The 24,893-nt window shown below is 42.6% G+C and carries 24 protein-coding genes and 1 pseudogene; 7 read left to right on the plus strand and 18 right to left on the minus strand.

Features of this window, described 5'->3' with window-relative positions; genetic code table 11:
- The first annotated feature begins 239 nt into the window (after window positions 1-239).
- Window positions 240-1,091, plus strand: coding sequence for a photosystem I biogenesis protein BtpA (btpA, locus tag RIB93_RS26820; RefSeq protein ID WP_446377407.1), 852 nt, complete (start codon window positions 240-242; stop codon window positions 1,089-1,091).
- Window positions 1,092-1,148: 57 nt separating this feature from the next.
- Complete coding sequence (locus RIB93_RS26825) at window positions 1,149-2,120, plus strand: vitamin K epoxide reductase family protein (RefSeq protein ID WP_446377409.1); 972 nt, start codon at window positions 1,149-1,151, stop codon at window positions 2,118-2,120.
- Window positions 2,121-2,160: 40 nt separating this feature from the next.
- On the opposite strand, the gene RIB93_RS26830 is transcribed toward RIB93_RS26825, so the two are convergent.
- Window positions 2,161-2,586 carry a DUF1824 family protein gene (locus tag RIB93_RS26830; RefSeq protein WP_446377411.1) on the minus strand — a complete coding sequence of 142 codons (426 nt, stop codon included), beginning with the start codon at window positions 2,584-2,586 and terminating at the stop codon, window positions 2,161-2,163.
- Between the two features lie 261 nt (window positions 2,587-2,847).
- Here RIB93_RS26830 and RIB93_RS26835 point away from each other — a divergent pair, with 261 nt between their 5' ends.
- The 5 genes from RIB93_RS26835 (at window position 2,848) to RIB93_RS26855 (ending at window position 6,411) form a co-directional block, all read left to right on the plus strand.
- The gene (locus tag RIB93_RS26835) at window positions 2,848-3,042 is read left to right on the plus strand and encodes a hypothetical protein (protein ID WP_446377413.1); all 195 of its coding nucleotides are present in this window, start codon (window positions 2,848-2,850) and stop codon (window positions 3,040-3,042) included.
- 108 nt (window positions 3,043-3,150) lie between these two features.
- Window positions 3,151-4,038 carry an inositol monophosphatase family protein gene (locus RIB93_RS26840; RefSeq protein ID WP_446377415.1) on the plus strand — a complete coding sequence of 296 codons (888 nt, stop codon included), beginning with the start codon at window positions 3,151-3,153 and terminating at the stop codon, window positions 4,036-4,038.
- A gap of 144 nt (window positions 4,039-4,182) precedes the next feature.
- Complete coding sequence (locus tag RIB93_RS26845) at window positions 4,183-5,544, plus strand: D-alanyl-D-alanine carboxypeptidase (protein WP_446377417.1); 1,362 nt, start codon at window positions 4,183-4,185, stop codon at window positions 5,542-5,544.
- 210 nt (window positions 5,545-5,754) lie between these two features.
- On the plus strand, window positions 5,755-5,967 hold the full coding sequence (locus RIB93_RS26850; RefSeq protein WP_446377419.1) for a hypothetical protein: 213 nt from the start codon (window positions 5,755-5,757) through the stop codon (window positions 5,965-5,967).
- Between the two features lie 18 nt (window positions 5,968-5,985).
- Complete coding sequence (locus tag RIB93_RS26855; RefSeq protein ID WP_446377421.1) at window positions 5,986-6,411, plus strand: type II toxin-antitoxin system VapC family toxin; 426 nt, start codon at window positions 5,986-5,988, stop codon at window positions 6,409-6,411.
- A gap of 76 nt (window positions 6,412-6,487) precedes the next feature.
- Here RIB93_RS26855 and RIB93_RS26860 read toward each other — a convergent pair whose 3' ends face one another.
- From RIB93_RS26860 to RIB93_RS26940, 17 genes and pseudogenes are all read right to left on the minus strand, one after another.
- Window positions 6,488-8,794, minus strand: a complete 2,307-nt coding sequence (locus tag RIB93_RS26860) for a pentapeptide repeat-containing protein (protein ID WP_446377423.1) — start codon at window positions 8,792-8,794, stop codon at window positions 6,488-6,490.
- Between the two features lie 361 nt (window positions 8,795-9,155).
- Window positions 9,156-11,291, minus strand: a complete 2,136-nt coding sequence (locus RIB93_RS26865; RefSeq protein WP_446377425.1) for a pentapeptide repeat-containing protein — start codon at window positions 11,289-11,291, stop codon at window positions 9,156-9,158.
- A gap of 32 nt (window positions 11,292-11,323) precedes the next feature.
- Window positions 11,324-11,503, minus strand: a complete 180-nt coding sequence (locus RIB93_RS26870) for an RRXRR domain-containing protein (protein ID WP_446377427.1) — start codon at window positions 11,501-11,503, stop codon at window positions 11,324-11,326.
- Between the two features lie 491 nt (window positions 11,504-11,994).
- Window positions 11,995-12,642, minus strand: coding sequence for a GTP-binding protein (locus RIB93_RS26875; RefSeq protein WP_446377429.1), 648 nt, complete (start codon window positions 12,640-12,642; stop codon window positions 11,995-11,997).
- Window positions 12,643-12,840: 198 nt separating this feature from the next.
- Window positions 12,841-13,095 (minus strand): annotated as a pseudogene (locus tag RIB93_RS26880) (protoglobin domain-containing protein); the annotation flags it as partial.
- A gap of 390 nt (window positions 13,096-13,485) precedes the next feature.
- Window positions 13,486-15,498, minus strand: a complete 2,013-nt coding sequence (locus RIB93_RS26885; protein WP_446377431.1) for a tetratricopeptide repeat protein — start codon at window positions 15,496-15,498, stop codon at window positions 13,486-13,488.
- Between the two features lie 251 nt (window positions 15,499-15,749).
- On the minus strand, window positions 15,750-16,292 hold the full coding sequence (locus RIB93_RS26890; RefSeq protein WP_446377433.1) for a GTP-binding protein: 543 nt from the start codon (window positions 16,290-16,292) through the stop codon (window positions 15,750-15,752).
- A gap of 216 nt (window positions 16,293-16,508) precedes the next feature.
- Window positions 16,509-17,174: an MIP/aquaporin family protein gene (locus tag RIB93_RS26895; RefSeq protein WP_446377435.1), complete on the minus strand. Its 666-nt coding sequence runs from the start codon at window positions 17,172-17,174 to the stop codon at window positions 16,509-16,511.
- 461 nt (window positions 17,175-17,635) lie between these two features.
- The gene (locus RIB93_RS26900; RefSeq protein ID WP_446377437.1) at window positions 17,636-18,007 is read right to left on the minus strand and encodes a roadblock/LC7 domain-containing protein; all 372 of its coding nucleotides are present in this window, start codon (window positions 18,005-18,007) and stop codon (window positions 17,636-17,638) included.
- Window positions 18,008-19,063: 1,056 nt separating this feature from the next.
- A complete protein-coding gene (locus RIB93_RS26905; protein ID WP_446377439.1) occupies window positions 19,064-19,447 on the minus strand; it encodes a hypothetical protein in 384 nt (127 codons plus the stop codon).
- 524 nt (window positions 19,448-19,971) lie between these two features.
- Entirely contained in the window at window positions 19,972-20,343 is a 372-nt protein-coding gene (locus tag RIB93_RS26910) for a roadblock/LC7 domain-containing protein (RefSeq protein ID WP_446377441.1), read from the minus strand.
- Window positions 20,344-20,412: 69 nt separating this feature from the next.
- A complete protein-coding gene (locus RIB93_RS26915) occupies window positions 20,413-20,910 on the minus strand; it encodes a hypothetical protein (RefSeq protein ID WP_446377443.1) in 498 nt (165 codons plus the stop codon).
- 274 nt (window positions 20,911-21,184) lie between these two features.
- A complete protein-coding gene (locus tag RIB93_RS26920; RefSeq protein WP_446377445.1) occupies window positions 21,185-21,556 on the minus strand; it encodes a roadblock/LC7 domain-containing protein in 372 nt (123 codons plus the stop codon).
- Window positions 21,557-21,723: 167 nt separating this feature from the next.
- Window positions 21,724-22,221: a hypothetical protein gene (locus RIB93_RS26925; RefSeq protein ID WP_446377447.1), complete on the minus strand. Its 498-nt coding sequence runs from the start codon at window positions 22,219-22,221 to the stop codon at window positions 21,724-21,726.
- A gap of 176 nt (window positions 22,222-22,397) precedes the next feature.
- Entirely contained in the window at window positions 22,398-22,928 is a 531-nt protein-coding gene (locus tag RIB93_RS26930) for a GTP-binding protein (RefSeq protein ID WP_446377449.1), read from the minus strand.
- A 273-nt stretch (window positions 22,929-23,201) separates the two neighbouring features.
- Window positions 23,202-23,573, minus strand: coding sequence for a roadblock/LC7 domain-containing protein (locus RIB93_RS26935; protein WP_446377451.1), 372 nt, complete (start codon window positions 23,571-23,573; stop codon window positions 23,202-23,204).
- 56 nt (window positions 23,574-23,629) lie between these two features.
- Window positions 23,630-24,184 (minus strand): protoglobin domain-containing protein, encoded by a 555-nt coding sequence (locus tag RIB93_RS26940; RefSeq protein ID WP_446377453.1) that lies wholly within the window; start codon window positions 24,182-24,184, stop codon window positions 23,630-23,632.
- Between the last annotated feature and the right edge of the window lie 709 nt (window positions 24,185-24,893).

Consider the following 24,893-nt stretch of genomic DNA (forward strand, 5'->3'; position numbering starts at 1 on the left):
AATCTAACTTGACGCTTGACTGGGGGAAGGGCGACTATTAGCGAGCGTCGGCTGACGTTACCCTACTTAGCGGTTAGTGCTTAAGAATTAGGCAATGGTTAGGATTCTGAGAGATTTATGCTGTTATATACCATGGTATATCTCATTTGTCAATCCATCGAATGAGTTAGATAGAGAATCTCTGTGGTTGTCAAACCTGAGTATATTCAAATTCTTGTGAACGGTTTTCAGGTAGATACGTGAACTTACAACAAATTTTCAAAACACCCAATCCCATCATTGGCGTTGTGCATCTGTTACCCCTGCCAACGTCTCCCCGTTGGGGAGGGAGTTTAAAAGCGGTGATTGATCGAGCCGAACAAGAGGCGACAGCACTGGCATCAGGGGGAGTTGATGGGGTAATCGTGGAGAATTTTTTTGATGCTCCCTTCACCAAAAACCAAGTCGATCCGGCTGTCGTCAGTGCGATGACCTTAATTATGGGACGATTGATGAATTTGGTCACGTTACCCGTGGGGATCAACGTGTTACGCAATGATGCCCAAAGCGCGATCGCGATCGCCAGTTGTGTCCAAGCCCAGTTTATCCGGGTGAATGTTCTCACTGGCGTCATGGCAACGGATCAAGGGTTGATCGAAGGACAGGCTTATGAACTGTTGCGGTATCGCCGAGAACTCGGTAGTGATGTACAAATTTTAGCTGATGTCCTAGTCAAGCATGGACGCCCCTTGGGATCACCAAATTTGACCACGGCGGTACAAGAAACGATTGAACGAGGGTTAGCCGATGGCGTCATCCTCTCTGGATGGGCAACAGGTAGTCCTCCCAGTCTAGAAGACTTAGAATTAGCATCAGCCGCCGCTAATGGAACGCCTGTATTCATCGGTAGCGGTGCCAACTGGGAAAATATTCCCACCTTAATGCAAGCCGCCGACGGGGTGATTGTCTCCAGTTCCCTGAAACGACGGGGACGAATTGAGCAACCCATTGACCCGATTCGCGTCAGTCAATTTGTGGAAGCGGTACGACGTGGTGTTAACACGACAGCGTCACCGAAACCAATGTCTTCGGTCAAGTTACATTCTAAGTAGGAGTGAGCCATAAATTTCTCGCTTATTCCTGAAATTGTTAGTGCTGATAGACAAATTATGAGACGCCGACGTTCTGCTCCCTGGATTCATCGCCACTCCCGCCCAATCATTGGTGCGATCGCGATTCTTGGTGCTTTAGATACGGCTTACCTTACCTTGGTGGAAACTGGGGTATTTAAAGAAGCCGTATGTCCCACAGGCGGTGTAATCAACTGTCAAGCTGTCTTAAGTAGTAGTTATGCTTGGCTTTTTGGTGTTCCCCTGAGCTTGTTTGGTTTTTTAGCCTATACTGCGATCGCGGTATTTGCCTTTGCCCCCCAACTGGTCAAATCCTCGGCTAACAAAGACTTTCGCCGACAAGTAGACGATGGGAGTTGGCTGCTGATGTTTGCTGGCGCAACCGCCATGGTTGTCTTCAGTGGCTACCTTGTCTATCTCATGTCTGTTGTCATTGGGGCATTTTGTATCTATTGCCTGGTATCCGCTGTCTGTTCAATCGCCCTATTCGTGCTGACGATCATTGGGCGTGAGTGGGAAGATGTCGGACAACTGTTTTTCACGGGCATTGTTGTCGGTATGGTGGCGCTGATTGGCACCTTGGGTGTCTATGGAATGAGTGGTGAACAGACAACGGCTGGCGGAGTAGACGGCGGCGTGATTCCTCAGATATCCACTGCGCCCACAGCCCCCTACGGCTGGAAAATAACCACCACCTCTGGCGAAGCGGAAATGGAACTCGCTCGTCATCTTACCGCCGTTGGTGCTAAAAAATATGGTGCGTTTACTTGTCCCCATTGCCACGATCAAAAGGAGTTATTTGGCAAAGAAGCCTTTAGCGAAATCGATTATATCGAGTGTAATCCGGCTGGGAAAAATCCGCAGCCTCAAGTGTGCCAAGCAGCGGGAATACAAGGGTATCCCACTTGGGAAATTAATGGTCAGTTGTATCCTGGGGTTCAGAGTTTGGAAACATTGGCAGATTTAACGGACTACCAAGGAAAACGCGACTTTAAGTACCGATTGCGTTGATGAGAACTGTAGAGACGTTGCATGCAACGTCTCTACACGGTTAATCTGACAACGCAAATAAATCGAGGGGGAGATGACCGTACATTTCATTAATTCCCCCCTCAAATGAGGATTGACAGGACACTAAAACACCGCGATGCTCACCCGTATAGGAATCGATATAACACAATCCTGAATTGCCGTTATATTTGATATAGACAGCGCCCTCAATCGGAGTGAGATCGAGATTCGGTTGATACCCTAAAGCTTGAGCATAGGTTTTGAGCGCCGATAAACCCTGAGCGGCTGTATCCGCACAAATACCAAAAATTTGATAATCTGAATGCTCGGCAAGTAACGCGATGGCTTGCCGAATTTTCTCTTTGTCGGAATCTGACACCACAGGTTGACTCTCAATACAGTTGAAGGGTTCGAGGAGTGCTTGAGCGTCTGAGATGGTGAGAGGGGTAAAGTTTTGGGTAGACATAACTGGTGATGACACTAACGTGATCGATGATATAGCAAAAGGCTTCAAGGCAGAGGTTTCCAAGGCAGAAGGGAGGACAAAAGCGGATTTGGTATCACTTCAACATGATATTGATCACTCAATTTATGTAAAACTAATCACATATTTTTTTATTTATTATCACAAGCTATCAGAGATGTCGATCAAGATTTAGTAAACATTTTTACGCAAAAATAATATTTATACATAAGAAAAAATCAAAATAAAAAATATACAAGATTTATGAGTACCTGTCCCTGCTGCTCCCATCCCTTACTTCGGCACATTAGCCACCATCGCCTCTACTGGTTCTGTTCACACTGCTGGCAGGAAATGCCCAGGGTTGATACCACTTGTCATCAACCTGTCCAAGAACTAGAGCGGCTATTTAATCTGCCGACTGTCTCCAGTAAGACTAAATTAGTCAGTCACCTGTAGTACATATTTACTGAGTTTATGCCCATTAGTCCAGGTAATATTTACTGTTCATAGCGTATTACCAGGAAACATTGAGGGTATAGATCTCCCCAGAGGAGTTCTTGAATTATGGATTACTTACCAATCTGTTCAGCAATTGCCGCAAATCTAGCCACTTTTTTAGACAATCTCCCTTACCAACATCAGTTAATCATCAATGGACAAGCTAAACATGAAATTAATCGCCAAGCGGGTGAAATTATCTGTTCTTGTTTAGCCGACTATCCCATCAACCTTTATCTCCAAGGAGAACACCCCAAGCTAAATCCTTACGCTGGCTATTCTATATTTGTCGATCCAATCGACGGAACATCCAACTGGTTACGTCAAGTGGGTGACCCGTCTTTAGTGATTGCCATCACGTCAAAAAGATTGGATGTGACTTTAGGAGATTTAGAATTTGCTTATGTACAAGGATTACGCACAGGAAACTGCTACTATGGAACCCGGAGCGCTGCCTATTTCAAAAGTGCTCACAGTCAAGACTACACTCAGATTTACTGTCACTCTCAAGTCTCCCTAGAGGACGCGATCGCATACTTACGTCCCGGCTATAATCGGGCAAAAGAAGCATTGAGCGGCAGTTTCCCCTTGTGGTTATGCTGTCGGGATATTCGCTCGATCGATAACTCAGCTATGGAATTTTGTGAAATCGCCCGAGGCGCTGCTGATGTTATGGTCGAATGTCGTCATGCTTCGGAAAATTATAATTTGCTCGCCTATCCAATTTTAAAAGCAGCCGGCGGTTATTTAGTTGATTTTCGCGGCAATTCTCTGGAGTCTCTCAGTCTGGACTCTGAATATATTGTCGATTATGTCACCTGTGGTTCCGGCTATTTATTACGAGAGATTCTCCATATTATTCAGCGCTGGGAACAAAACCACGAAAAAAGTTTCCGTAGTTTTTTAGGGGAAATTGAGCGGGAAAACCAAGTTTTGGGAAGTCAAATTGCTTGATTTGTCATTCGTCATTCGTCATTTGTTATTTGTTATTGGGCGCTGTAGGGGCACCATCCTTGCGCCCTACCTCCCACATAAGATGAGAAACGCTATAGTACAGTCTAGATTGGGAAATCATAATCCGTAATTCGTATAATTCCAATGTTCAAATCCCTGCCCTTGACAACTGCACTATCCCTAACCCTCCTCTCCTTTACCGCCGGATGTTCCCCTCAATCTAATCCCTCCCAACCTTCCGCCAACGAAAACGATATCGATACTGTCTCAGTCGCCGACAGTCCAGCAGAAGCGGAATTGGCGCAAAAACCAGCGATTCCCTCACTCGCTTCCCCGGATAATCCCAATCCGGCGATCCAAGCGCAAATTGAGCAGTACATGAATGGTTTAGCCGCCAAAGGATTTGCCAAGGAAAATCATGGGATCTGGATTCAAGCGGGGGATACTCTACTGGCGAATTATCAAGGTACTGTTCCCTTACCTGCGGCTTCTATCACCAAAATCGCCACATCCCTCGCCGCTTTGCAAACCTTTGGTCCCGATCACCAATTCATCACCCTGATTGGCGCAACGGGTGCTGTGGAAAACGGGGTTCTCCAGGGAGACTTAGTGATTGAAGGGGGAGACGATCCATTCTTTGTCTGGGAAGAAGCGATCGCTCTCGGTAATCTCCTCAATCAGATGGGTATCCAGCAGGTAGCGGGTAATTTAATCATCACAGGCAAATTTTACATGAACTTTGAGTTTGCTCCACTCAAATCAGGGACTCTTCTCAGACAAGGATTAAATAGTCAACTTTGGACTCCCGCCGCCCAAACCCAGTATCAAACCCTACCCCCAGACACCCCCAAACCTCAAGTTGCGATCGCGGGTTCGGTACAAATCTCCCCCACCCCTCCCAGCAACGTCCAACCCTTGATTCGCCACTATTCTTTCCCCCTGGCTGAACTGATCAAAAAAATGAATCAATATAGTAATAATAAAATGGCGGAAATGCTCGCCAACTCCGTCGGGGGAGCGAATGTTGTCGCCCAACAAGCCGCCGCCGCCGCAGGCGTTCCTCAAGCGGAAATCACGTTAGTTAATGGGTCTGGATTAAGCGATCAAAACAAAATTTCTCCCCGTGCGGCTTCCGGTTTATTTCTCGCCATTGCCCGATATCTTCAACCTTATAATATGAGCCTTGGCGATGTCTTGGCGGTTGTTGGACAAGATGAAGGGATTTTAAACGAACGTCCGCTTCCCCCATTCACCATTGTTAAATCAGGAAGTTTAAATAATGTCAGCGCTTTAGGCGGAGCTTTACCCACCCAGCAGCAGGGAATTATCTGGTTTTCGACGATGAATAGGGGTTACAACTTAGAAGGATTTCGCGCCCAACAAGAAGCACTGCTGCAAAGTTTTATTAGCCAGTGGGGAGGCGTTCAATCATTACCTGAACCATTACAACCCAATCCCGAACGAGTCAATAAAACCTCTAGCAATGAAATTGTCAATGAATTATGAGGAAATAGAGAATGGGAAACAGTGACATAAGACATAAGACATAAGACTAATTTTCAGATTGGTTCGGCAATATGGGATGTGGAGGAAGGGGATTTCGCCAGACATTGCGATCGCAGCCCATTTTTGGTGGCAAGGCTAATTTCGCCGTGATTCAGAGAAAGCGGGCTTGCTATAATAGGGCAATAATTCCGAACTACCACCTCTTTAACTATGACTTCCCAGCAACTTGACAACCGCTCTCAAGGTCTCGAAGCGCGAGTTGCAGCCTTAGAGTCAGAGCTAGCCCAGTTGAAGCAACTACTTGCTGGCTTGCTTGAGCAGGAAACTCCTTGGTGGATGAAAGTGGCAGGCAGCTTTGAAAATGATCCCACATTTGATGAAGCCGTTCGTCTGGGTCAAGAATGGCGGCAGTCTGTTGAGTAGCTTTCCTAGCGCTTTACGATGTACATTCTCGACACCGATCATCTCAGTCTTATCCAGCGTAATGGGCAAGAGGGCAGACGCATTCTAGCAAGGTTGGCAACCGTTGAAGCAGCAGAGGTTGCCGTCACTATCATTACCTACGAAGAACAAGTTAGAGGTCGTCTCAGTGTAATATCTAGGGCAAAAACGTTAGACGAGCAGCTACTGGCATATCAAGGGCTACAACAGCTTTCAGATAATTATCGCTCGATTGTGGTCATTCCATTTAATCGTGATGCTGCTCTAGAACACCGACGCTTGAGAAAAAGATATCCACGTCTAGGTAATATGGATCTGAAAATTGCCGCGATTTCTATCGTAACTAATGCAATATTACTTACTCGTAATACATCAGATTTTGGACAAATTAAAGAATTGCAAATAGAGGATTGGTCAGGAGTATAGATAAAATAAGTACCTGGACATAAATTCTATACCCTGTACTAAAAAATGATAAGGAGCTTCAAAGCCTTATAAATGACTAATTTTCAGATTGGTTTGGCAATAGGGAATGTGGAGGAAGGGGATGTTTCCAGACATTGCGATCGCGGGATGTTAACTTACTCAACTCAACCGTAGCCCCTAACTGTTCTAATTCTCGCCCCTGAGCAGCAGACAACCCCGCATTTTGCTTAAATATAGCTCCCTCAACCTTCACACCACTCAGATTGGCATTGAACAGATTCGCGCCTGTGAGATTTGCCTGTCTCAAATCCGCATTCGTCAAGTTGACATGACGCAGAAACGTATGACTTAAATCGGCTCCCCTGAGATTTAAATTACTTAAATCAGCACGACTCAAATCAGCGCGACTCAGATTTGCCCCTTCTAAATTAGCATGACTGAGGATAGCCCGACGCAATCGCACCTCCTTTAAATTGGCTCCCCTTAACATCGCCTGATTCAGTTGAGCATTGCTGAGATTCGCTTGGCTCAAATCGGCTCTGAATAGACTGGCTCCGCTCAGATTTGCCTGTTCTAAAATTGCCCCCTCTAAAGTCGCTTGATCCAATTGACTGCGCTGTAAGTCTGCACCTGTTAAGTTCGCCTGACTCAGGTTTGCCTCACTCAAGTCAACCTCACTTAAATCCCCGTACTGGAGGCTAGTTTGTCGTAAATTGGCATTCTTGAGATTGGCACCTGTGAGAATTGCCTGATTCAAATTTCCATGGCTGAGATCCGCCTGTTGGAGGTTGGTATGTCGCAGTTTCGCCCCAATCAAACTGGCGCGACGCAGATTAATATTTTGCAAGTTTGAACGACTCAGATTGGCGTTATTTAGGTTAGCGCCATTGAGATTGGCACAATTCAAGTCAGTAACCGTTAAATCAGCCCCCATGAGTATGGCACTACTTAAATTAGCGCCCCCCAATTTAGCCAGACTCAAATTCGCCTCACTCAGATCAGCACTGCTGAGATTTGCTTCCCGCAAATCGGCAGCACTCAAATCACTATTACGAATGTCAGCCCCCTTCAGATCACTCCCGCGTAGATTAGCACCTTTCAATTGGCAAAAAATGCGGTATGCCTCCAAATCAGAAACCGCTGATTCGCCCTTCTTAATTTTGACGACATCAAATTGCACGTTCTCGGTATAAATAGCAAAAACAACATTAAAAATGTCCAAAAAATGAATAAAAAATCGGCATTCTGTTTCCGAATATTTTTCGTAATATCGAATTAAATTGGCAATACAATTATCTAAATGAGTGCGAACATAATTACACAATAAAATAATTTTGAGCAGGAGAATTACAATTGTCAGAGGACTGCCTTGGCTGGTGAGAGTGATAAAGAGTGGCGAGGGTTCCTGCCCATTTTCTGTGGTTAAAAATTCCAAGGTGCGCCGACAAGTCCGCAGTAATAGCTCCATGGTCGTCGTTTCCTCATTGTATGACTCATAGAGCATCTCTAGTTTTTCGGTCAGAGTCTTTTTAAAAAAATCAATCGACTGATGAGGACTCGTTGAAAAGAGTAAATAGTCGAGTAATTTCTGCTTAAAGTCTCGATAAGTCAGCGTTTTGCTCTGCTGAACAAAAACATCAGCCGTATGGGAATAACTGTGCAGAAACTTACGCGATATCAGTTGTTTGAGCAGACGAATGATTCCATTGCCCAGTCGAGTGGGATTCGGGGGCGGTTCCTTTTTAAAGGTTGGCGAATTACAATGCACGGTGTACATTGCTAGCTCAAATTTAAACTTCTCTTTTAACCGTTTTGCCGTTTTCTTAGCTAATTCCCGCTGCTCAACTGGATTTTGAGAATCTAAATATTGCGGTAACAATAAATAATAAGCATAGCGATGACTCCACCCTCGACGTTCGGTACGGCTTGAGGTAAAGACTTTAAGTTCTTGATAATCCTGGCTTTCAATAAAATTAGCAATCCACGTTCTCAAACGATTCAGGGTCTGAGATACAGTAGATTTAACTGAGTCCACCTTAGCCAGCGTTTGAATCAACTCCTCTATCGAGTCTGATCGCCGACTTGCCAACCAATTGTTAATTAAAATATAGCAAGACCGCTTCAGAGTATTTCTGAATTCTTGCTCATTCTTTTGCTCAAGCAGCTCATGCATTGAGCGAGCGACGTCTGGATTTTGCGTACACTCACTGGAAAAAAATAACTGCTTAAAGTCCTGTAAAACAGTTTCAGGAGGATCATTTTCCACTCGATCGATTAGGAATTGAAAAATAACCTCCTGAGCTTGCTGAATCCGTTGCTGCTTTGATTCTCCATCAGCCGAAGAATCGATTTGCTGATTGTCTGGTATGATGCGCCCCTCCATAAATAGGCAAAATCTGAGTTGGCTAATCCTGGTGGTTATCTGTCTCTACTGCTCCATAGCGGCGACAGTCTCTGCCTCTAGTTTAACCTTTTCCCAAAATATCCTTTATCGGAAATATTTATTGTAACCAAAATCCGTAGCATCTTGGGGAGCGGGGATACAGGGGAGATAAAAGAGATGGGGGAGCAATAGTCCAGACGTGCTATGGCGTATCTGGGAGATGGAGGCGGGTTTAGTAACATCAGGACTGAAAAAAAACGATAATACGTAGGTGGGAACAATTAAAGTTAACCGCAGAGATCGTTATACTCGCTTCCCGAAAAGAAGCAAGCTACGTCTTATATAAGCGTTTGAGGGCTCTTTACCCAATAATTGCACCCTGTTGTTTGAGTTCTCGCTTCATTGGCTCAGAGAGTCCAGAATTATTTCCAAATCGAGTTCCCTTAACCTTCACATCCGTGAGATTTGCATTAAACAGGTTGGCACCAATAAGATTAGCATGATTGAGATTTGCCCCCGTCAAATTAACGTGACGTAGCAAAGCTTTACTCATATCGCTTCTACTGAGGTTACTATTGCTCAAATCTGTGCGAGTTAAGTCCGTTTTCTGAAGATTGGCATGACACAAACTGGCATAACTGAGGTCAGCCCGATCCAAGTTAGCACTACTTAAATTGGCGTGGTTTAGCTGAGTCCAATTGAGTTGAGCGCATCTAAGATTAGCATCCCTGAGATCTACATTCTTAAGATTGGCTTTACTGAGATCAGCATTGCTCAGATCAGCATAGCGCAGATTGGCATTCACTAGATTCGCAGAATTCAAGCTAGCATTACTTAAGTCAGCACTACTCAGATCGGCTTGCTGGAGATTAGCACGACGCAGTTTAGCGCTCTTTAAAATTGCACAGCATAGATTAGCTTGTCGCAGGTCAGCACAACGTAGATTTGCTTCACTGAGATTCGCACCGCTCAAATTAGCATCTTGAAGCATCGCACCGCTTAACTCCGTGCGATTAAGCATGGCACCGCTTAAGTTTGTCTGACTAAGTTTGGCAAGACTCAAGTCGGCTTTGCTCAAATCAGCCCCCGCCAAATCAGCCTCCCGTAAATCTGCTGCTCTGAGATCCATATAACGGATATCTGTTCCTCTTAAATCAGCGCTCCGCAGATCCGTTCCTTTCAATTGGGAAAAGACGCGATAGTTATCAAGATCCATAACATAAGCATCTGGCTCATCGTCATTATCACTAAGTTTAACGATGTTATATTGAGTGTCTTCGGTACAAATAGCAAAAATAATCTTGAAAACTTCCAAGAAATTAATCAGCCACTGACAGTCTTTTTCAGTAGAATTTTCGTAATATCGAATTAATTGGGCAATACAAACATCAAGATGCGTTTGAGCATATTTACAAATTAAAATAATTTTCAGGAGAATCACGACTAAAGTTAAAGGGTTACCACGATTCGTCAACAAAATAAATAGAGTCGAAGGTTTTCGACCATCTTCAATTGTTAGCACCTCAATCATTCGCCGACATGTTCGTAGTAGTAAGTTACCACTAATCGGTTTGAGATGATGATTTTCATAAAGACTATCTAATCGATCAAATAAATACTTATCCAGTATTTCCGAATAAACGGGAGTGTTAATTAAAAATAACAAATACTTTTTTAAATCCTGTTTAAAGTCTTGGTAGCGTTTATTTGGAACGTATTGGTTTAAATGATCAGCATAACTTCGGCAATTAACCAATAGTTGCCGAGAGCTTATTTTTTTAATCAGTTGGATTACGTGAGGACCTAGACGAGTTGGATTAATAATTTTTTTCTCGGAGTTTAAATTAGAAGAATCATATCGAGCCGTATACATGGCTAGATCGAACTTAAATTTTTTCCTCAGCCGTCTAGACAGATTTTTGGCAGTTTCTCGCTGTTCAATTGGATTGCGAGAGTCCAGATATTGGGGAACTAATAAATAAGATGTATACCGATAACTCCAGTGCTGTTGTTCGGCTTCCGATTCAGCCGTATAGGGAGCCGAAAATAATTTAAGTTCTTGATAATCGTGGCTATCAACAAAATTAGCAACATACCCTTTTAGCCGAGTCATGGAAGGGGATAGAGTCGTCGGCTTCAGCGGAGGATCACCAACTAATTCAATCAGGTTTTGAATAAAATCATAACGGCGTTTTGAAGACCAGTTATTAATTAAAATATAACAAGATCGTTTTAAAGTATTTCTAAATTCTTGGTCATTTTTGCTGGCAATAATTGTATCAAGTGCCGTTTTTACATGAGGCTCACTCGGCTCTTGACCAAATATAAATAATTGGCGAAACTCTTGTAATACAGTTTCTGGGGGATTGTGATGAACAATTTTGAGCAAAAATTGATAAATAACTTCTTGAGCCTGATGAATATTTAAGTCAGACCCAGAAATGTCCTCACCTGATAAATTCAATTGTTCGCCTTCTGGCAAGATGCGCCCCGTCATGATCAAAAAAAATGTTGACAATAATTAAAGTATTAAAATTTTGTCATCGAAAATCGGGATTGGTAAGGGGACGAATGGAAACCCCTGTCATTTATGTATAGGGAGGAATTTATTCCCTTACACCGAACACAGTCCGACAGGACTTCCCTTGCCCGTGCCGGATGACACGGATTAAGAGGTTTTCGGTTTTTGTCTACCACGAATACAAACATGAGTTTGATATCTCCCTTACGGGGTGAAAGTTTGCCTCGAAGTTGTTATTTATTAGGCGGTACTTTCCTCAGCATACTGGCTTAACTCTTGTAGACCTGTTTAATGCTGAAGTTTCAGAGATTGTAACTGGCACGCATCCCAAGGTGAGAACTTTAACTCTCTTCTTAGCCGAGCCGTATAGGGGCGTGCAAGGGAGATTTGCGCGGGTCAGTACTGACCACCTCACTGCACTAGCCAAATTTTGCCGACGGGAGAAGGAGCAATTGCGATCGCATAAGTCAGCTAACCCTTGCTAAGACGAGTCTACTCTTTATCATACCTTAGTCTAGCTTTCTGGGAAGTCACCCAAAAGCGGCGATCCCTCCCACCGTCTTGGCTGGGGTAGTCAGGATAGCCATTGTGTCCTGTCTTCACCATTGATGGTTCAGACCAGATTCTTCGCTTCGCTCTGATAAGACAGGTTAGAACGAACGCAACTTGGTATCAAATCCTATAGCCCGGATGAAAACCGTTGCTTGGGCCACTGATACTTCGTTCTTGACTTCAGGGAGTCAGCTTGACGACTACCTCCGACATTTCCCAAGGCGGCATTTCCTTTGCTCTTACTACTTTGTAACAATTGGTGAGCCATTAACACCATCAATGATTCAAAAACTGACGTTTTTTCATTAGGATTTACTGTAACAATGGGCGGTCGGTTTTGATTATTCATAAAGCCGAGGGCAAAGGCAACATGCTCTTGTCCCAAAGCGCCAGGTAAATCCATACAAGTTAGACCGATTATCATCGGAATTTGGACTCGGCTGTTCATAAACGAGATAATTTCGCGAGCATCATTAAAAGAGCTAGAACGATTGGCTGCCACCAGTAAAATATAGGCATGAGCGCGACGAATCAATAAATCCCACATAAAATCAAAGCGCGATTGACCGGGAGTTCCATAAACTTGTAACTCCATATCCCGACCTAAAATGCGCGTACCGAAATCGAAAGCAACAGTTGTGCGTTTCTTCATTAACGATGTGTCATCTGTCGCTTTGCGTTCTGTGTCAATCACTGTCGTTTGACTAAAGGTTCGTACAAAAGTTGATTTACCAGCACCCACTGTTCCGGTTACGACAATACGCATTGTTTCCATTATATTTTTCTCCGCAGTATTTCACCTAAGTTTATGAATGTCAAATCCGTTAAGCGAGTAAGCGAGTAACTTCTTTACAGCACACCTCTGTAAAAAAATATAAAATTACCCAGAATTTCACTACACCCAAAATTAATTAGCTAATCTTTAGTCTTGTCTAACCATTTAGATGGAACTGGCTCCGGCGGCAATGAGTCGCTTAAATAGACGTTCAGCATAAGCATTACCCCAGTCATCCATACCCGTAAACATTTCGTAAAACCACTGAACAAAGGTTTCCCGGAGCCGATGGATGCGATCAGTTGTGTGATTTAAAATTGCATTCATTTCTGGATCACTGCCTAAGTAGGCGTAGAACTGTTCGGCTACCTCTGGTGCAATTTGTTTTCCCCAATCAGCCTGGGAGTTCAAGAGGGATTTATCGGTTTCAGTGAAATGAATCCGAGCTTGCATTTTTTGCAGAAAATCATAAGCGTTCAGGGTCATATTTTTCTCTGATCTAGATTTATTTTAGGGTAAGTCTCAAAATAGAGTCTTCTCTAGTTTTAGCAATTTTTATAGAGTATTGTCTGCTTGTTTTATGATAAAAGTATGAATATTTTGAATAAATGGTAAAATGCAAAGGACGTAAGCTTTATTATGTGTAAGTGGTTGTTTAAGCCGTTCAATCTGTCCTAATCTTTATGGGGACAGCTATACCATTAAGGCTATTCAATGTTTTCCATGATTTTCTCCAAAATCCGGAAGATCTGGTATTTTTTTTTTGCGCTAAGTATGTATAGTTTTATGAAGTTAATTTTTAGAGTTACACAACTCTAAAAATGAGCCAGTGGATTAGATGTTTCACCCCGTTAACATAATGATAGACAGAATTAAACTCATCACCAGGATAAATGCGCCCCCCCAATAAAGAATGAGACGCTGAGGCTGAGGCGTCTGAGTGGAAGAAGAAGTTTCAACGCTTTGTCCTTGAATCGACTTTAACCATTCAGCGACTCGTTGAAACTTGGGTAAGTTTGGTTGAAGCTTAGTCAGCGAATCTTGCCATAATTGAATAGCTGGTATTGGCTGATTATCTTGAGCATAGTAAATGCCCATATTGGCTAATGTCTGACCTTCTCGGTTGCGATCGCCTAATTCCTTGAAAATGGACAGACTCTGCTGATAGCAATCGATCGCGTTTTGATTTTGCTGTTGCTGAAAGTACACATTCCCCAGATTATTCAACGTCTTCGCCATTCCGGGACGATTGCCCAACTCCTTAAAAATACCCAGACTCTGCTGATAACATTGATGAGCTTTCTCCCATTGACCCGCTAAGGAATACACATTCCCTAAGTTAATCAGCGTCTGCGCCTCTTTCGCCCGATCGCCTAATTCTCGGCTGGCTGCCAAAGCCAACCCATGAGTGCGTTCCCAGTCTTTCCAATACCCATAGGTATTAAAGAAGTTGACCAAATTCTGAGCGAGGGACACCACCACATCCCATATCTCCGCTTGATGCGCCCACTCCACCGACGCCAGTATATTTGGTCGCTCAATTTCAAACCAGTATAGAGCCATCAACAGCGAATGACGCTCGGTAGACCATTCATCTTTATCTTTATCCTTATCCTTATCCTTAATAAAGGATTGGACAAACTGACTACGAGTTTCTGGATTAATTGCTAAATCCACAATTAGAGCCTTTTCCAAATACCAGCAACTCAGCCGCAATCGAGCCGCTTGTCGGACATCAGCAGCTTCTTCTTGTGCTAGCTGTCCCCGGACAAACAGGCGTACCACATCATGGAAACGGTAGCGTCCTGGTGTCACTGGTGTGACAAGCTGCCATGCCACTAAAGTATCAAAGGATTGCTGGGCAATTGTCGGCTCAACCTCTAAAAACCTGGATGCAACATCAGCCGTAAAATTGACACCGACTAAAAGTCCCAGTAAGCGGAACAAACGCGCCGAGGGTTCATCCAGTGACTGATAACTCAGCACCAGGCTGGGGCGCACCGACAAATCACTCAGCTGCATTTTTGCCAGTCGCTGTTTTTCATGCTTCAGCGTGCTGGCATAATCCGCCAGTTTACAGTCGGGGAATTGACGCAGAAACCCGCCTGTAATGTTTAGCGCCAACGGCAGAGAATTGCACTGAGCCATAATCTGTTGAGTAGCGTCTGGTTCAGCCGCGATCGCATCTGCACCAATGAGATTTTCCAACAGCGATCGCGCCTCGGGTTCGCTCATCACCGATAACTTAACAATCGTTGCTTCCTCCAACCCCTTAATCTGGCGACGAGTCGTCATTAACACCGCACAAGTGGAACATTGGGGTAACAAAGGACGAATCTGAAACTCATCGCGGGCGTTGTCCAGGATAATTAATACTCGTTTCCCGGCAATCACCGAACGATACAGTTGAGAACGTTCACTCAAACTTTGAGGCATTGACCGATCCTCCACACCCCAAATCCGCAGAAACCCCGCGAGTACGTCTAAGGGGTCGAGAGGTTGCCCTTCACTGCCACGCAGGTTGACATACAGTTGAGCATCGGGAAACTCAGATTGTAACTCATAGGCAACTTGCACCGCTAAAGCAGATTTGCCCACACCCGCAACACCCGTGACGATTGCGGTCGGTGTCTGGAATTCTTGACCGGATGTTGCCCGTCTTAGCACACTGGTGATACATTCGAGTTCCTTCTGGCGACCCGTAAAATCAGCCAGTTGCAGGGGTAACTGATAGATCGAAGTAGGCTGAATCGAACTTTCTTGATAAATCTGCTTGGCGTGACTGGGTTCAACTGTCACTGCATCTTGCACTAGACCATGAAAGTGTAGTTCATACCTTGATTTATTTACACTCATGAATTGCTCCAATGGTTTATCGCTAAACATCATTACCACTCTGGCTTAGTTACCCCTAATATAAGCAGCTTATAGATTTAATTTTACGAGAACACAGACTGAAAATTGTCTGTTTTAATACAACCGTATTTTACTCTGACAAAGATATAAAAAGCCCTTAAATCTATCCTGACTCAAACTTTCATAAAACGCCAGCTATAAGTGTAAAATCTACTCAAAATAGCTTTATTTTTATCTGTTACAACATAAAATTAGCTAATGTCAACCTCTTTGAGGATATGAGATTTTATCATCATGAGGATATTAATCACCGAGGTATTATCCATCGGATTAACTGTCACGATGCTTGGGCAGGTTTCGTCATTGAGACAACCCATTTCTCTGGTCACGTCTTCTACAGACTTGGCGTTTGGGCAATCGGTATGAGTAAGACCAATGAGCATCGGCAGTTTGACACGCTGGCGCATATAGGCAAGAATTTCACGAGCTGAGGAAAAATCATCCGCACGATGGGCTGCTACTAACAGAATGTAAGCATCAGCTCTTTGAATTAACAACTCCCACATAAAGTCAAAGCGGGATTGACCAGGAGTCCCGTAGATATGCAGTTCCATTTCCGGACTGAGGATCAGGCGACTAAAGTCAAAGGCAACAGTCGTTTGTGGCTTCAACAAAGATGTGGCATCAGTGGCAAAACGTTCGGTTTCAATAACGCCAGTGTCACTAGCGGTTTTCACGAATGTAGATTTCCCCGAACTAACCGGACCTGCGACAATCACCCGTAAAAATTTCATTAATTTGACTCCATAACAACACAGCGCAATTCATTCATTTTTTTGCCGACTGCATCAACTGTCTTCCTGATTAATAGATATAAATCATTGAATCTATTGGATTTGAAGAGAATTGGTTGCAAGATTTTGCTCGTTTAGGGGCGACCCGCTAAGATGAATTCACAACTGAAGTTCATTCCATTGACCCGGGTCACCCGCTCCTAAGGTTGACAAGTTTTAAGATTTCGCCAAAGTGAGTTCGTACAGTAAAGCAGCTACAGCCCCTCCTAATAAAGGACCAACCCAATACACCCAGATATTACTAAGTCCTCCACCTAATAAAGCGGGTCCTAAATGTCGTGCTGGATTCATCGCCCCTCCACTGATGGGACCTCCAGCGAGGATATCTAGGGCTACGGTTAAGCCAATAAATAAGCCCCCCACTTGGGGAGCGCGGGGATCAATGGCGGTACCGAAGATAACGAAAACTAAGAAAAATGTCAGAAAAAACTCCATCGCCACTCCAGCAATGGGACTAATTCCTGATCCCAACGCTGGTGTACCCATACTGACGGCACTTAAAACCTGAATGGGAATACTCAGTTTAATCAGACTAGCGGCAAAAATTGCGCCTAAACATTGGAAAAGAACATATCCACCAGCATTTTTGGGATCAATTTTACCGGTGAGCAATGCTCCAAATGTCACAGCGGGATTCAGATGTCCACCACTGACGGCGGCTGTGGCGCTCACCATTACCGCAATGGTTAATCCATGGGCGAGAGCGATACCCGTTAATCCGGCATCTCCTTCGGTGATATGGTTTGCCGCGATTGCGCCGACTCCAATGAAGATTAAGGCAAAGGTACCAATAAATTCGGCAATGAATGCTTTCCATTTCATCGCTGTTCTTTCTCCTAACAGTACATCGTGTCCGTTGACTAGTTGATAAACGTTAGTTTGATTTAAGGCTACCAACGAGTCCAGTCCTAAATTTTTTTGATTGATGTCCCTGTATTGGAGATGCAACACCTTGATTGTTTTTTAACTGAGTTGGTTAACCTATGTCTAACTCAGGTTAACCAACTCATCGTGTGAAGCTTGAAACTGGATTGATTCAGACTTTACAGAAAAGCGAATGTCCTTCCCATTTTTGATGATTAACAAGAGAGACGATAGAGAATTGAGTCGGTTCTCTTAAACGTAGAGTGCCAATTGACTAGAAACTTACTGTAATTTTTACACAACCCACTTTTCTGTTAAGTTTATATACAAACTTTGACTACATCTTAGCCTAAGATTGGGGCGATAAAAATTACAACTTGTTTCGCAGGTTAGTCAATTTATAAATTGGCTAATATAGACTACCTCATTGCAACTTTCAAGTCAGAAACGATACGCTGAATTTCTAACTGTAAAACACCCTGTTTTGCATCTTTTCCAGCGAGTACGATTAAAACAGCATCGTTACCACAATTGGTCAAAATGCTAAACCCTTCACCACTGGCAACGCTGATTTGATCCATGCCGCCTTTAGCAAGTTCAGCTCCAACTTTCTCGCCCAGAGACAGCATCGTAGCTGACATTGCAGATACCCGCACATCATCAATACCACCGGGTAAACTGGATGCAAGTGGCAAACCATCTGGAGTTACCACGGCAGCTCCCTCAACATCAGAGATCTTAGAGACAAAGTTGTGCAGAATACGGGTCATTTTGTCAGAGTCAATCGGCATTTTTTTGCTCCTAATACATTTTAAAGGATTCAGATTCAGTTATTTGGTAGCCCAAGACTAATGAAACAAGCATGATTGGTTTGCTTCAATTAACCTTTCTGTCGAAGTAAGATAATATCCGGCATTTTTTGATAAAGTTTCATTGAAGACATGAAAAATAAATTAGAAATTATAGAAGTCAGCACCATCCTATATTTGGTATCTTTAAATACCAAATATAGAAGTGCCTATTGATAGAGTTATTGTATTGATTAGTTCACTTTTATTAAAATCATGATTTGATTATAAAGGTAAGGCTTGAAGTCTTTATCTGTGAAAAATATGACCCAATAGCGAGCGTCTCGCTCGTACTACTGTTGCCTTCTGCCTCTTCTGCCCACTACAAAACTTATTCAGCAGATTCTACTGAGTATAGGGCTTTCTGCACAACCCAAAAACCCTTAGCCAGCAATGCTTTGAGGTGTGTTAACAGTTACTTGTCTTCTCCTGAATCGGGTAGCATCCTTCACGGATTATGGCATCACTGAACCCAGGAAAATGTACTATGGCTTCCCCTTAGTGGTACTCATTAAGTGACCGACAGGTTTTGGCAAATAAGTGGATCGCTGATATTTGCAAATTTGCACTAGCTAAAAAATTTGACTCCCTGAGAAGTAGAGACATACTAGGTATGTCTCTAACAACCTGTATGGCATCTAAAGTCTAATGCGATCGCCGGAAAATTGCCAACCTAGTTAAGTATTTGTTTTTAACGTCAAGCCAGAAAAATTTTTTATTTATCATTGACATTCCATAACTGTTAGCTATCAATTTTTTGAGCCGTATTGACAGTTGTGCAAATACAAGGAAATAGGCTAAAACCTATTAAAACCCTAGCTTCCCCAGCTTCCCTGCTTCTCCTGCTCCCTAACCCCACCACAACACTCCCTACAGCAACCTCTACATTACTCTTAGACATGAAAAAACCCGGTTAAAACCGGGCCACACTACCATTTGATGGAAAACCTACTCAGTCATCAAGCTATGTTGACAAATTTTTGAATACCAAATTGAGTACTACTTTGTAGGTTCCGAGTCGCAGGTGAGTGGGCAAGCTGCAAAAATTGACTTATGAAGAATATTCTGCTCACCATGTAACCAGCTCAACCAACGGACTTCCTTCGGATTGACGCCCTTAAAGGTTAATACAGCGGCTCCGAATAAAATTCCCAAAACATTCGCGCCAATCAAACCAACGGCGACGAGCAAAACGGCACTAATCGGCAAAAGTGATTGTAAGGAAATCGCCATAATTGCTCCAAGCGCCACCATTAAGACAATCAGCGGAAACCCTGCCACTAAGAGACTTACGGTTAGGGTAAATGTCCAAATTAAGAAGCCTTTGACCTTTTCGTTGAATGAATACGTCTTTGTAAAGTTTTCACGGGTTGTCATTTCCATGGACGTTCCTCCTATCGGGGGTAAAAAATGGTCTTTATGTAACAAACCTTTAATCAATTTCTGTAATGTAAGAAATTACGAAGGTAAAACCCAGTATAGTTAACTTCTCCGGAGAAATGAGCTTTTTTTAAAAAAAATTTACAATCCAGCGAGACCCTTTATGGATCGCTAAGAGGATTAGACCAACAATTAAGGTTAAGCCTCAATTCTAGTTTGTCTCTTCCTATCGATAGATATTACTGCACTGCGTAATCTCTAAATCCTTAAACCGTATGCCTTTGACGCCTTCATCTTTTGACGATGACCCATCCTCTAGATAAACGGTGTTAACATTTCTTATACTTTTATGCCATGCTTCTCATAAATTCTCGGTAACTTCAAAATAAGTATCTGGATATACAATTCTATTCACTTTACTAAGAAATGTTAATGAGCGTCCAGTTCGCCCCTGTCCAACTAAGCAAGATCCCCGACAACTCCTACGAAGTCGGGGATCTGTATACCTGCCTAGATTGGTCAATCCATTAAGACAGAACCATCCGTAATTCACCAACGGTGCGCTTGATGTCCAACATCAACAGTCCTTGCTTCGCCGTTTTAGTCGCCAGAACTAGAAACACGGTATCTTCACCACAACTGGTGAGGATACTCAAACCTTTATCACCTTCGACATAAATACGGTCAATGGTACCGCGAACTAATTCTTTGCCAATCCGTTCCCCTAACGAAAGCATCGCCGCCGACATTGCAGAAACCCGTTCGTCATCCATACCACTGGGTAATGTCGTCGCCAGAGGTAAACCATCTGGGGTGACAATTGCAGCACCTTCCACATCAGAGGCGGCAGCAGCAAACTCTTTGATGATCATTCCCAGTTTTTCGGCATTAATAGCCATTGTGATACTCCTTGTTCAATTTCAAATAGTCTTTGTAGCGATAGATACTGAACGAAAACTCGAACCCTTTTAATGATTGACTACAGGAAGATCCGCGTACTCTAATAGATCAAAATTGCCACCCCGTAAGACGGATTCAGATTGAGTTCCCCGTAGGCGCTTACCTAAAAATGCTTCGAGAAATCCTTGAATTGCCCCCATGGTGAATGTACATTGCCGGGATGAGCCTTGAGATTCGCCGGCTGAACAAACAGTTTCGTGAGTATAAACTTTGTAGATATCACCCTCTTGGGTAACTTTGTCAATGACGCACAAACGAGTTCCCTCTTTGCCCAAGGCTTCCTGCATTTTTACCGTCACATCTTCCAGGGACATGGAGGAACCCTTGCCCGCCAAATCCAGATCTTCGGCTAGCTTTTTACCCCGTTGGCGACCCGCAGAAATCATCGCGATCGCGGCAGCTTTTTCGCCCAGCGCTTCTTCAACTCCGACAACGATTGCTTTCAAGCAAACAATGCTGCTATAGTCTCCAAGTTCTTGACGTAGTTCATTCTGTGCAATTGCCATAATATTTTCCTCATTTGAGGCTAAAAATGCTGACATTGATAGTTTGTTTAGCTGTATAAAAATAATATTCCTATACAGCTAATTTCTAGGGTTTGTTTTAGGTAATAATCCCTACTTCTGTTTTAGCAATTAATTATAAAAATGTCTGTAGTTTCCTATGATGTTTTAATGAAGCATATATAAAGTCTATGGCTGAAGTATATTTTTAAGAAAAAATAAAATTCATTGGCGCAATCAATGCCTGCACCAATGCAATATTGTCAAGCGATAATTTTTACGGCAAAAATAAATTAAATTGAGTAATCGTTCGTTTGATTTCTAATTTTAACAGTCCCGGTTTAGCTGTCTTACTGGCTAAAACCAGAAAAACAGCATCTTCCCCGCAACTGGTTAAAATACTTAAGCCATGGTTACCTTCCACAGAAATACGAGCAATAGTTCCCCGAGCCAGTTCCTTACCAATCCGCTCACCCAGAGATAACATCGCTGCTGATATTGCTGATACCCGTTCATCATCCATATCAACTGGCAAACTAGCAGCTATGGATAAACCATCGGGAGTCATCATTGCTGCACCTTGCACATCAGGAGTATTGCTTACAAAGGTTTGTAAAATACGCCCTAATTTGTAAGGATTAATTGCCACAGCCGTCGTTTTGCTTAAATTGATTCAATAATCTCCTTTGTGCAAACGTCATGTAGAGACGTTCTCAGAGAACGCCTTTACTCAAATCATGACGATGTTCAGCTTTTTTGCGTATTTATTTTATTGACGCTATTCTGTACTCGTACAATCCAATTGCAAAAACCAGATTATTTTTGGACAGCGCCTAAAATCTTGTACTCGAAAACGTCGTGAGTTCCTTCCCGTAATGTTGATTCAGTCTGAGTTCCCCGTAAACGCTTACCTAAAAAGGCTTCAAGAAACCCTTGAATTGCCCCCATCGTAAATGTGCATTGCCGAGACGAGCCTTGAGGTTCACCTGCTGAACAAACAGTTTCGTGAGTATAGACTTTATATCCTTCGTCTTCCTGGGTGATCTTGTCAATCACGCACAAACGAGTCCCCTCTTTCCCTAGAGCATATTGGACTTTTTGGGTCACATCTGCTAAAGAAATTTCTTTGCCCTTGTCCACTAAGTCAAGCTTTTCAGCTAACATTTTGCCCCGTTGACGACCCGCAGAAATGAGCGCAATTGCTGTAGCTTTATCGCCTAAAGCTTCTTCAACACCAGTAATAATGGCTTTGAGGCAAATAATACTGCTAAAGTCTCCAAGTTCTTGACGTAGTTCATTCTGTGCAATTGCCATATCCATCTCCTTAGTTGTGTTGATCTGATTGTAATCAGTTAACTTTCTATTTACTATTTCTTAATTAAAAACATTATTCAGATATTTCTCTATAAAAGTATTTTTAAGTTTGATTAAAGGCAAATTAAATACTTTTATAATAATATCTTTAGTTTATGAATTGTCTTGTAATTAATTCAGATAACTTTATTTGTTAAAACTTTTAGGGCAGTCACAACCGAAATTTTTAGTCGAGGATTAACCTTCAAAATAGCTGGATAATCTTTATCATTTAAAATGCCTAAATGTTGGACTATTTCTTCTGTCGGTATAGCCCCCGAACAATCAGTATGAGTTAAACCAATAACCATCGGTACTTGAACGCGATTATTCATAAAAGCTAAAATATCTTTAGCGTAGGAAAAACTATCTGCTTGATTAGCCTTCACCAGTAGAATATAAGCCTCAGCCCCTTTAATTAAAATATCCCACATAAAATCAAAGCGGGTTTGACCGGGAGTCCCATATATATGCAAGTTTTTATTGGCATCTAACGCCAATTTACCAAAGTCAAACGCAACAGTAGTTTTATCCTTAAATGAGTATTCTTTTTCGGAATTACTAACCTTACGTTCTATTTCTACAACATCAATTTCACTAGCTGTACGTACAAAAGTAGACTTACCTGCTCCGACAGTTCCAGTTATAACTACACGTATATTTTTCATGAACTTTATTTGACCATTTTTTGTTGTTAGTTTTATTAGGTGGCATAACGATAGCATAAATACTTATTACATAAAGTTGTTTTAGTCACCTCCAGAACTGCAAAAAATAAATCACAACTATCTTGAACTCAAAGAATACGTTTGGTATTTGATGTGGAAGTAAAAACAGAAAATGCTATTAAGGGGATAGTTGAGCAATGTCAGGATATTTATTGCTATCATTTTGTAATTAATTCCAGCCTTTTAAATAGTGCCTGACAATTGTTTTTTGCTTTACAGTAAGATAGACTTAAGGTCACTAAGAGTCCGTTTTATTTCCAACATCAAAAGTCCTTGTTTGGCTTGTTTAGTCGCTAAAACGAGAAAGACAGCATCTTCACCACAACTGGTCAAAATACTCAAGCCTTGGTTACCTTCAACATAGATGCGATCAATTGCACCTCGAACCAGTTCTTTACCAATTCTTTCACCTAAAGATAGCATCGCCGCAGACATAGCTGATACCCGTTCATCATCCATATTACTCGGCAAAGTAGTTGCCAGAGGTAAACCATCTGGAGTGACAATAGCAGCACCTTCAACATCATTCGTCGCCGAGACAAAATCCTTAAGAATATGTCCTAATTTTTCAGAATTAATCGCCATTGCTTGTTTGACTCCTGCTGAAATTTGAGAGATTGCTAATACAGTTAAGCGTTGAGTTACATCGAAGCTGCACCTGTGGAAATGAGGCGTTTGAATAAGCCTTCTGTCCAGCCAGTTTCTTGAAGTACGGCGGCTGACGTGACTTCAATGTAGGCTTGTTCAATAAACGCCAGATCGATCATGCAAATTAGACTGAGGGCATCCCGTAATTCTTCATTTTTGTCTGCCTCTTTTAGCTTTTTACCCACAGCATTAACCACAATTGCCATGGCTGGAACCACATGCTGTGGTCCAATGCCAATCTGCACATGCACTAGACCAATTCGCCAGCGGCGAGCGGCATAAGCATTACCCCAATCATCCATACCTGTAAACATTTCGTAAAACCATTCAGTAAAAGTTTCACGTAGGCGATGCATTCGTCCTTCTTTGGCATTCAAAATTTCGCTCATTTCTGGATCTCGTCCCAAATAAGCATAAAAATGATTTGCCATTTCTGGAGCGATGTCTTTGCCCCAAGTCGCGTTGGCTTTGAGGATTGCTTTGTCTTCATCGGTAAAGCTAATACGCTTTGCCATTTTTTCCATAAATGCATTAGCATCTAAGGTCATAGTTTTCTCCTAGCATTATGAACTTTTAATCTTCTTTATTAATAACAAATAATTTTTGTGTTTGTCCATATTTTTTTGTGTTGTTTTTGTAAAGAAACTTTGATGTATGAAATTAGGCAGCACATTTTATTTAAATACCCAATTAAAAGTAAGGCATGGTATTTAAATAAACTGAATACAACGCACGTTTAGAATTGTGATTGAATTCAAAGGTATTCAAGTATTAGGAAATAGATGGCAAATAGAATAAATACTATTGTATCTTGCTAGGCTCATGCAGAACTTTATCAGCCTAGACTAATGCTGTGTTAACACTAATACGGTTACACAAACTAAATCTGCCTTAAACCTTTGCCACTGACAAAGGACAAAAGACATAACGTTCCTGACATTACCTTTTTTCGTGGGTTAGCAGATAAGTCCGGAGGTTAGCTCAAATTAGTATTGTGGTTATCTCTAGTCTTGTCTCCAGATATACAGTTTCGCTTATGTATATTTTTATTATTTGTCATCATAATTTAAGGATACTTCGCTTTTGCTGCACGGAAGGGGAAGCAGGGGGAGCAGGGACACCCTCGCTGAAAATTAGGATTGGCAAGGGTTGTGGCTTAAGTTGACACCAATGCTGAAAGCCCCTCCCCTTGCAGGAGAGGGGTCTGAGGGGGCTGACGCCCCAGTTAATTGACCAGCAGTATCCTGGAAAAAGTCA

Origin of the sequence: Coleofasciculus sp. D1-CHI-01 (assembly GCF_040218875.1) — a bacterium.
Taxonomy (GTDB): domain Bacteria; phylum Cyanobacteriota; class Cyanobacteriia; order Cyanobacteriales; family Coleofasciculaceae; genus Coleofasciculus.

What these genes read in the sequence shown, in the direction of transcription:
- RIB93_RS26910 (WP_446377441.1), bottom strand. Translation starts at nt 20,343, where the DNA reads ATGGCTATTAATGCCGAAAAACTGGGAATGATCATCAAAGAGTTTGCT.
- RIB93_RS26930 (WP_446377449.1), bottom strand. Translation starts at nt 22,928, where the DNA reads ATGAAAAATATACGTGTAGTTATAACTGGAACTGTCGGAGCAGGTAAG.
- RIB93_RS26865 (WP_446377425.1), bottom strand. Translation starts at nt 11,291, where the DNA reads ATGACGGGGCGCATCTTGCCAGAAGGCGAACAATTGAATTTATCAGGT.
- RIB93_RS26940 (WP_446377453.1), bottom strand. Translation starts at nt 24,184, where the DNA reads ATGACCTTAGATGCTAATGCATTTATGGAAAAAATGGCAAAGCGTATT.
- RIB93_RS26835 (WP_446377413.1), top strand. Translation starts at nt 2,848, where the DNA reads ATGAGTACCTGTCCCTGCTGCTCCCATCCCTTACTTCGGCACATTAGC.
- RIB93_RS26860 (WP_446377423.1), bottom strand. Translation starts at nt 8,794, where the DNA reads ATGGAGGGGCGCATCATACCAGACAATCAGCAAATCGATTCTTCGGCT.
- RIB93_RS26900 (WP_446377437.1), bottom strand. Translation starts at nt 18,007, where the DNA reads ATGCCGATTGACTCTGACAAAATGACCCGTATTCTGCACAACTTTGTC.
- RIB93_RS26875 (WP_446377429.1), bottom strand. Translation starts at nt 12,642, where the DNA reads ATGGAAACAATGCGTATTGTCGTAACCGGAACAGTGGGTGCTGGTAAA.
- RIB93_RS26895 (WP_446377435.1), bottom strand. Translation starts at nt 17,174, where the DNA reads ATGAAATGGAAAGCATTCATTGCCGAATTTATTGGTACCTTTGCCTTA.
- RIB93_RS26825 (WP_446377409.1), top strand. Translation starts at nt 1,149, where the DNA reads ATGAGACGCCGACGTTCTGCTCCCTGGATTCATCGCCACTCCCGCCCA.
- RIB93_RS26935 (WP_446377451.1), bottom strand. Translation starts at nt 23,573, where the DNA reads ATGGCGATTAATTCTGAAAAATTAGGACATATTCTTAAGGATTTTGTC.
- RIB93_RS26925 (WP_446377447.1), bottom strand. Translation starts at nt 22,221, where the DNA reads ATGGCAATTGCACAGAATGAACTACGTCAAGAACTTGGAGACTTTAGC.
- RIB93_RS26870 (WP_446377427.1), bottom strand. Translation starts at nt 11,503, where the DNA reads ATGTTTGTATTCGTGGTAGACAAAAACCGAAAACCTCTTAATCCGTGT.
- RIB93_RS26885 (WP_446377431.1), bottom strand. Translation starts at nt 15,498, where the DNA reads ATGAGTGTAAATAAATCAAGGTATGAACTACACTTTCATGGTCTAGTG.
- RIB93_RS26855 (WP_446377421.1), top strand. Translation starts at nt 5,986, where the DNA reads ATGTACATTCTCGACACCGATCATCTCAGTCTTATCCAGCGTAATGGG.
- RIB93_RS26890 (WP_446377433.1), bottom strand. Translation starts at nt 16,292, where the DNA reads ATGAAATTTTTACGGGTGATTGTCGCAGGTCCGGTTAGTTCGGGGAAA.
- RIB93_RS26840 (WP_446377415.1), top strand. Translation starts at nt 3,151, where the DNA reads ATGGATTACTTACCAATCTGTTCAGCAATTGCCGCAAATCTAGCCACT.
- RIB93_RS26905 (WP_446377439.1), bottom strand. Translation starts at nt 19,447, where the DNA reads ATGGAAATGACAACCCGTGAAAACTTTACAAAGACGTATTCATTCAAC.
- RIB93_RS26850 (WP_446377419.1), top strand. Translation starts at nt 5,755, where the DNA reads ATGACTTCCCAGCAACTTGACAACCGCTCTCAAGGTCTCGAAGCGCGA.
- RIB93_RS26830 (WP_446377411.1), bottom strand. Translation starts at nt 2,586, where the DNA reads ATGTCTACCCAAAACTTTACCCCTCTCACCATCTCAGACGCTCAAGCA.
- RIB93_RS26915 (WP_446377443.1), bottom strand. Translation starts at nt 20,910, where the DNA reads ATGGCAATTGCACAGAATGAACTACGTCAAGAACTTGGAGACTATAGC.
- RIB93_RS26845 (WP_446377417.1), top strand. Translation starts at nt 4,183, where the DNA reads ATGTTCAAATCCCTGCCCTTGACAACTGCACTATCCCTAACCCTCCTC.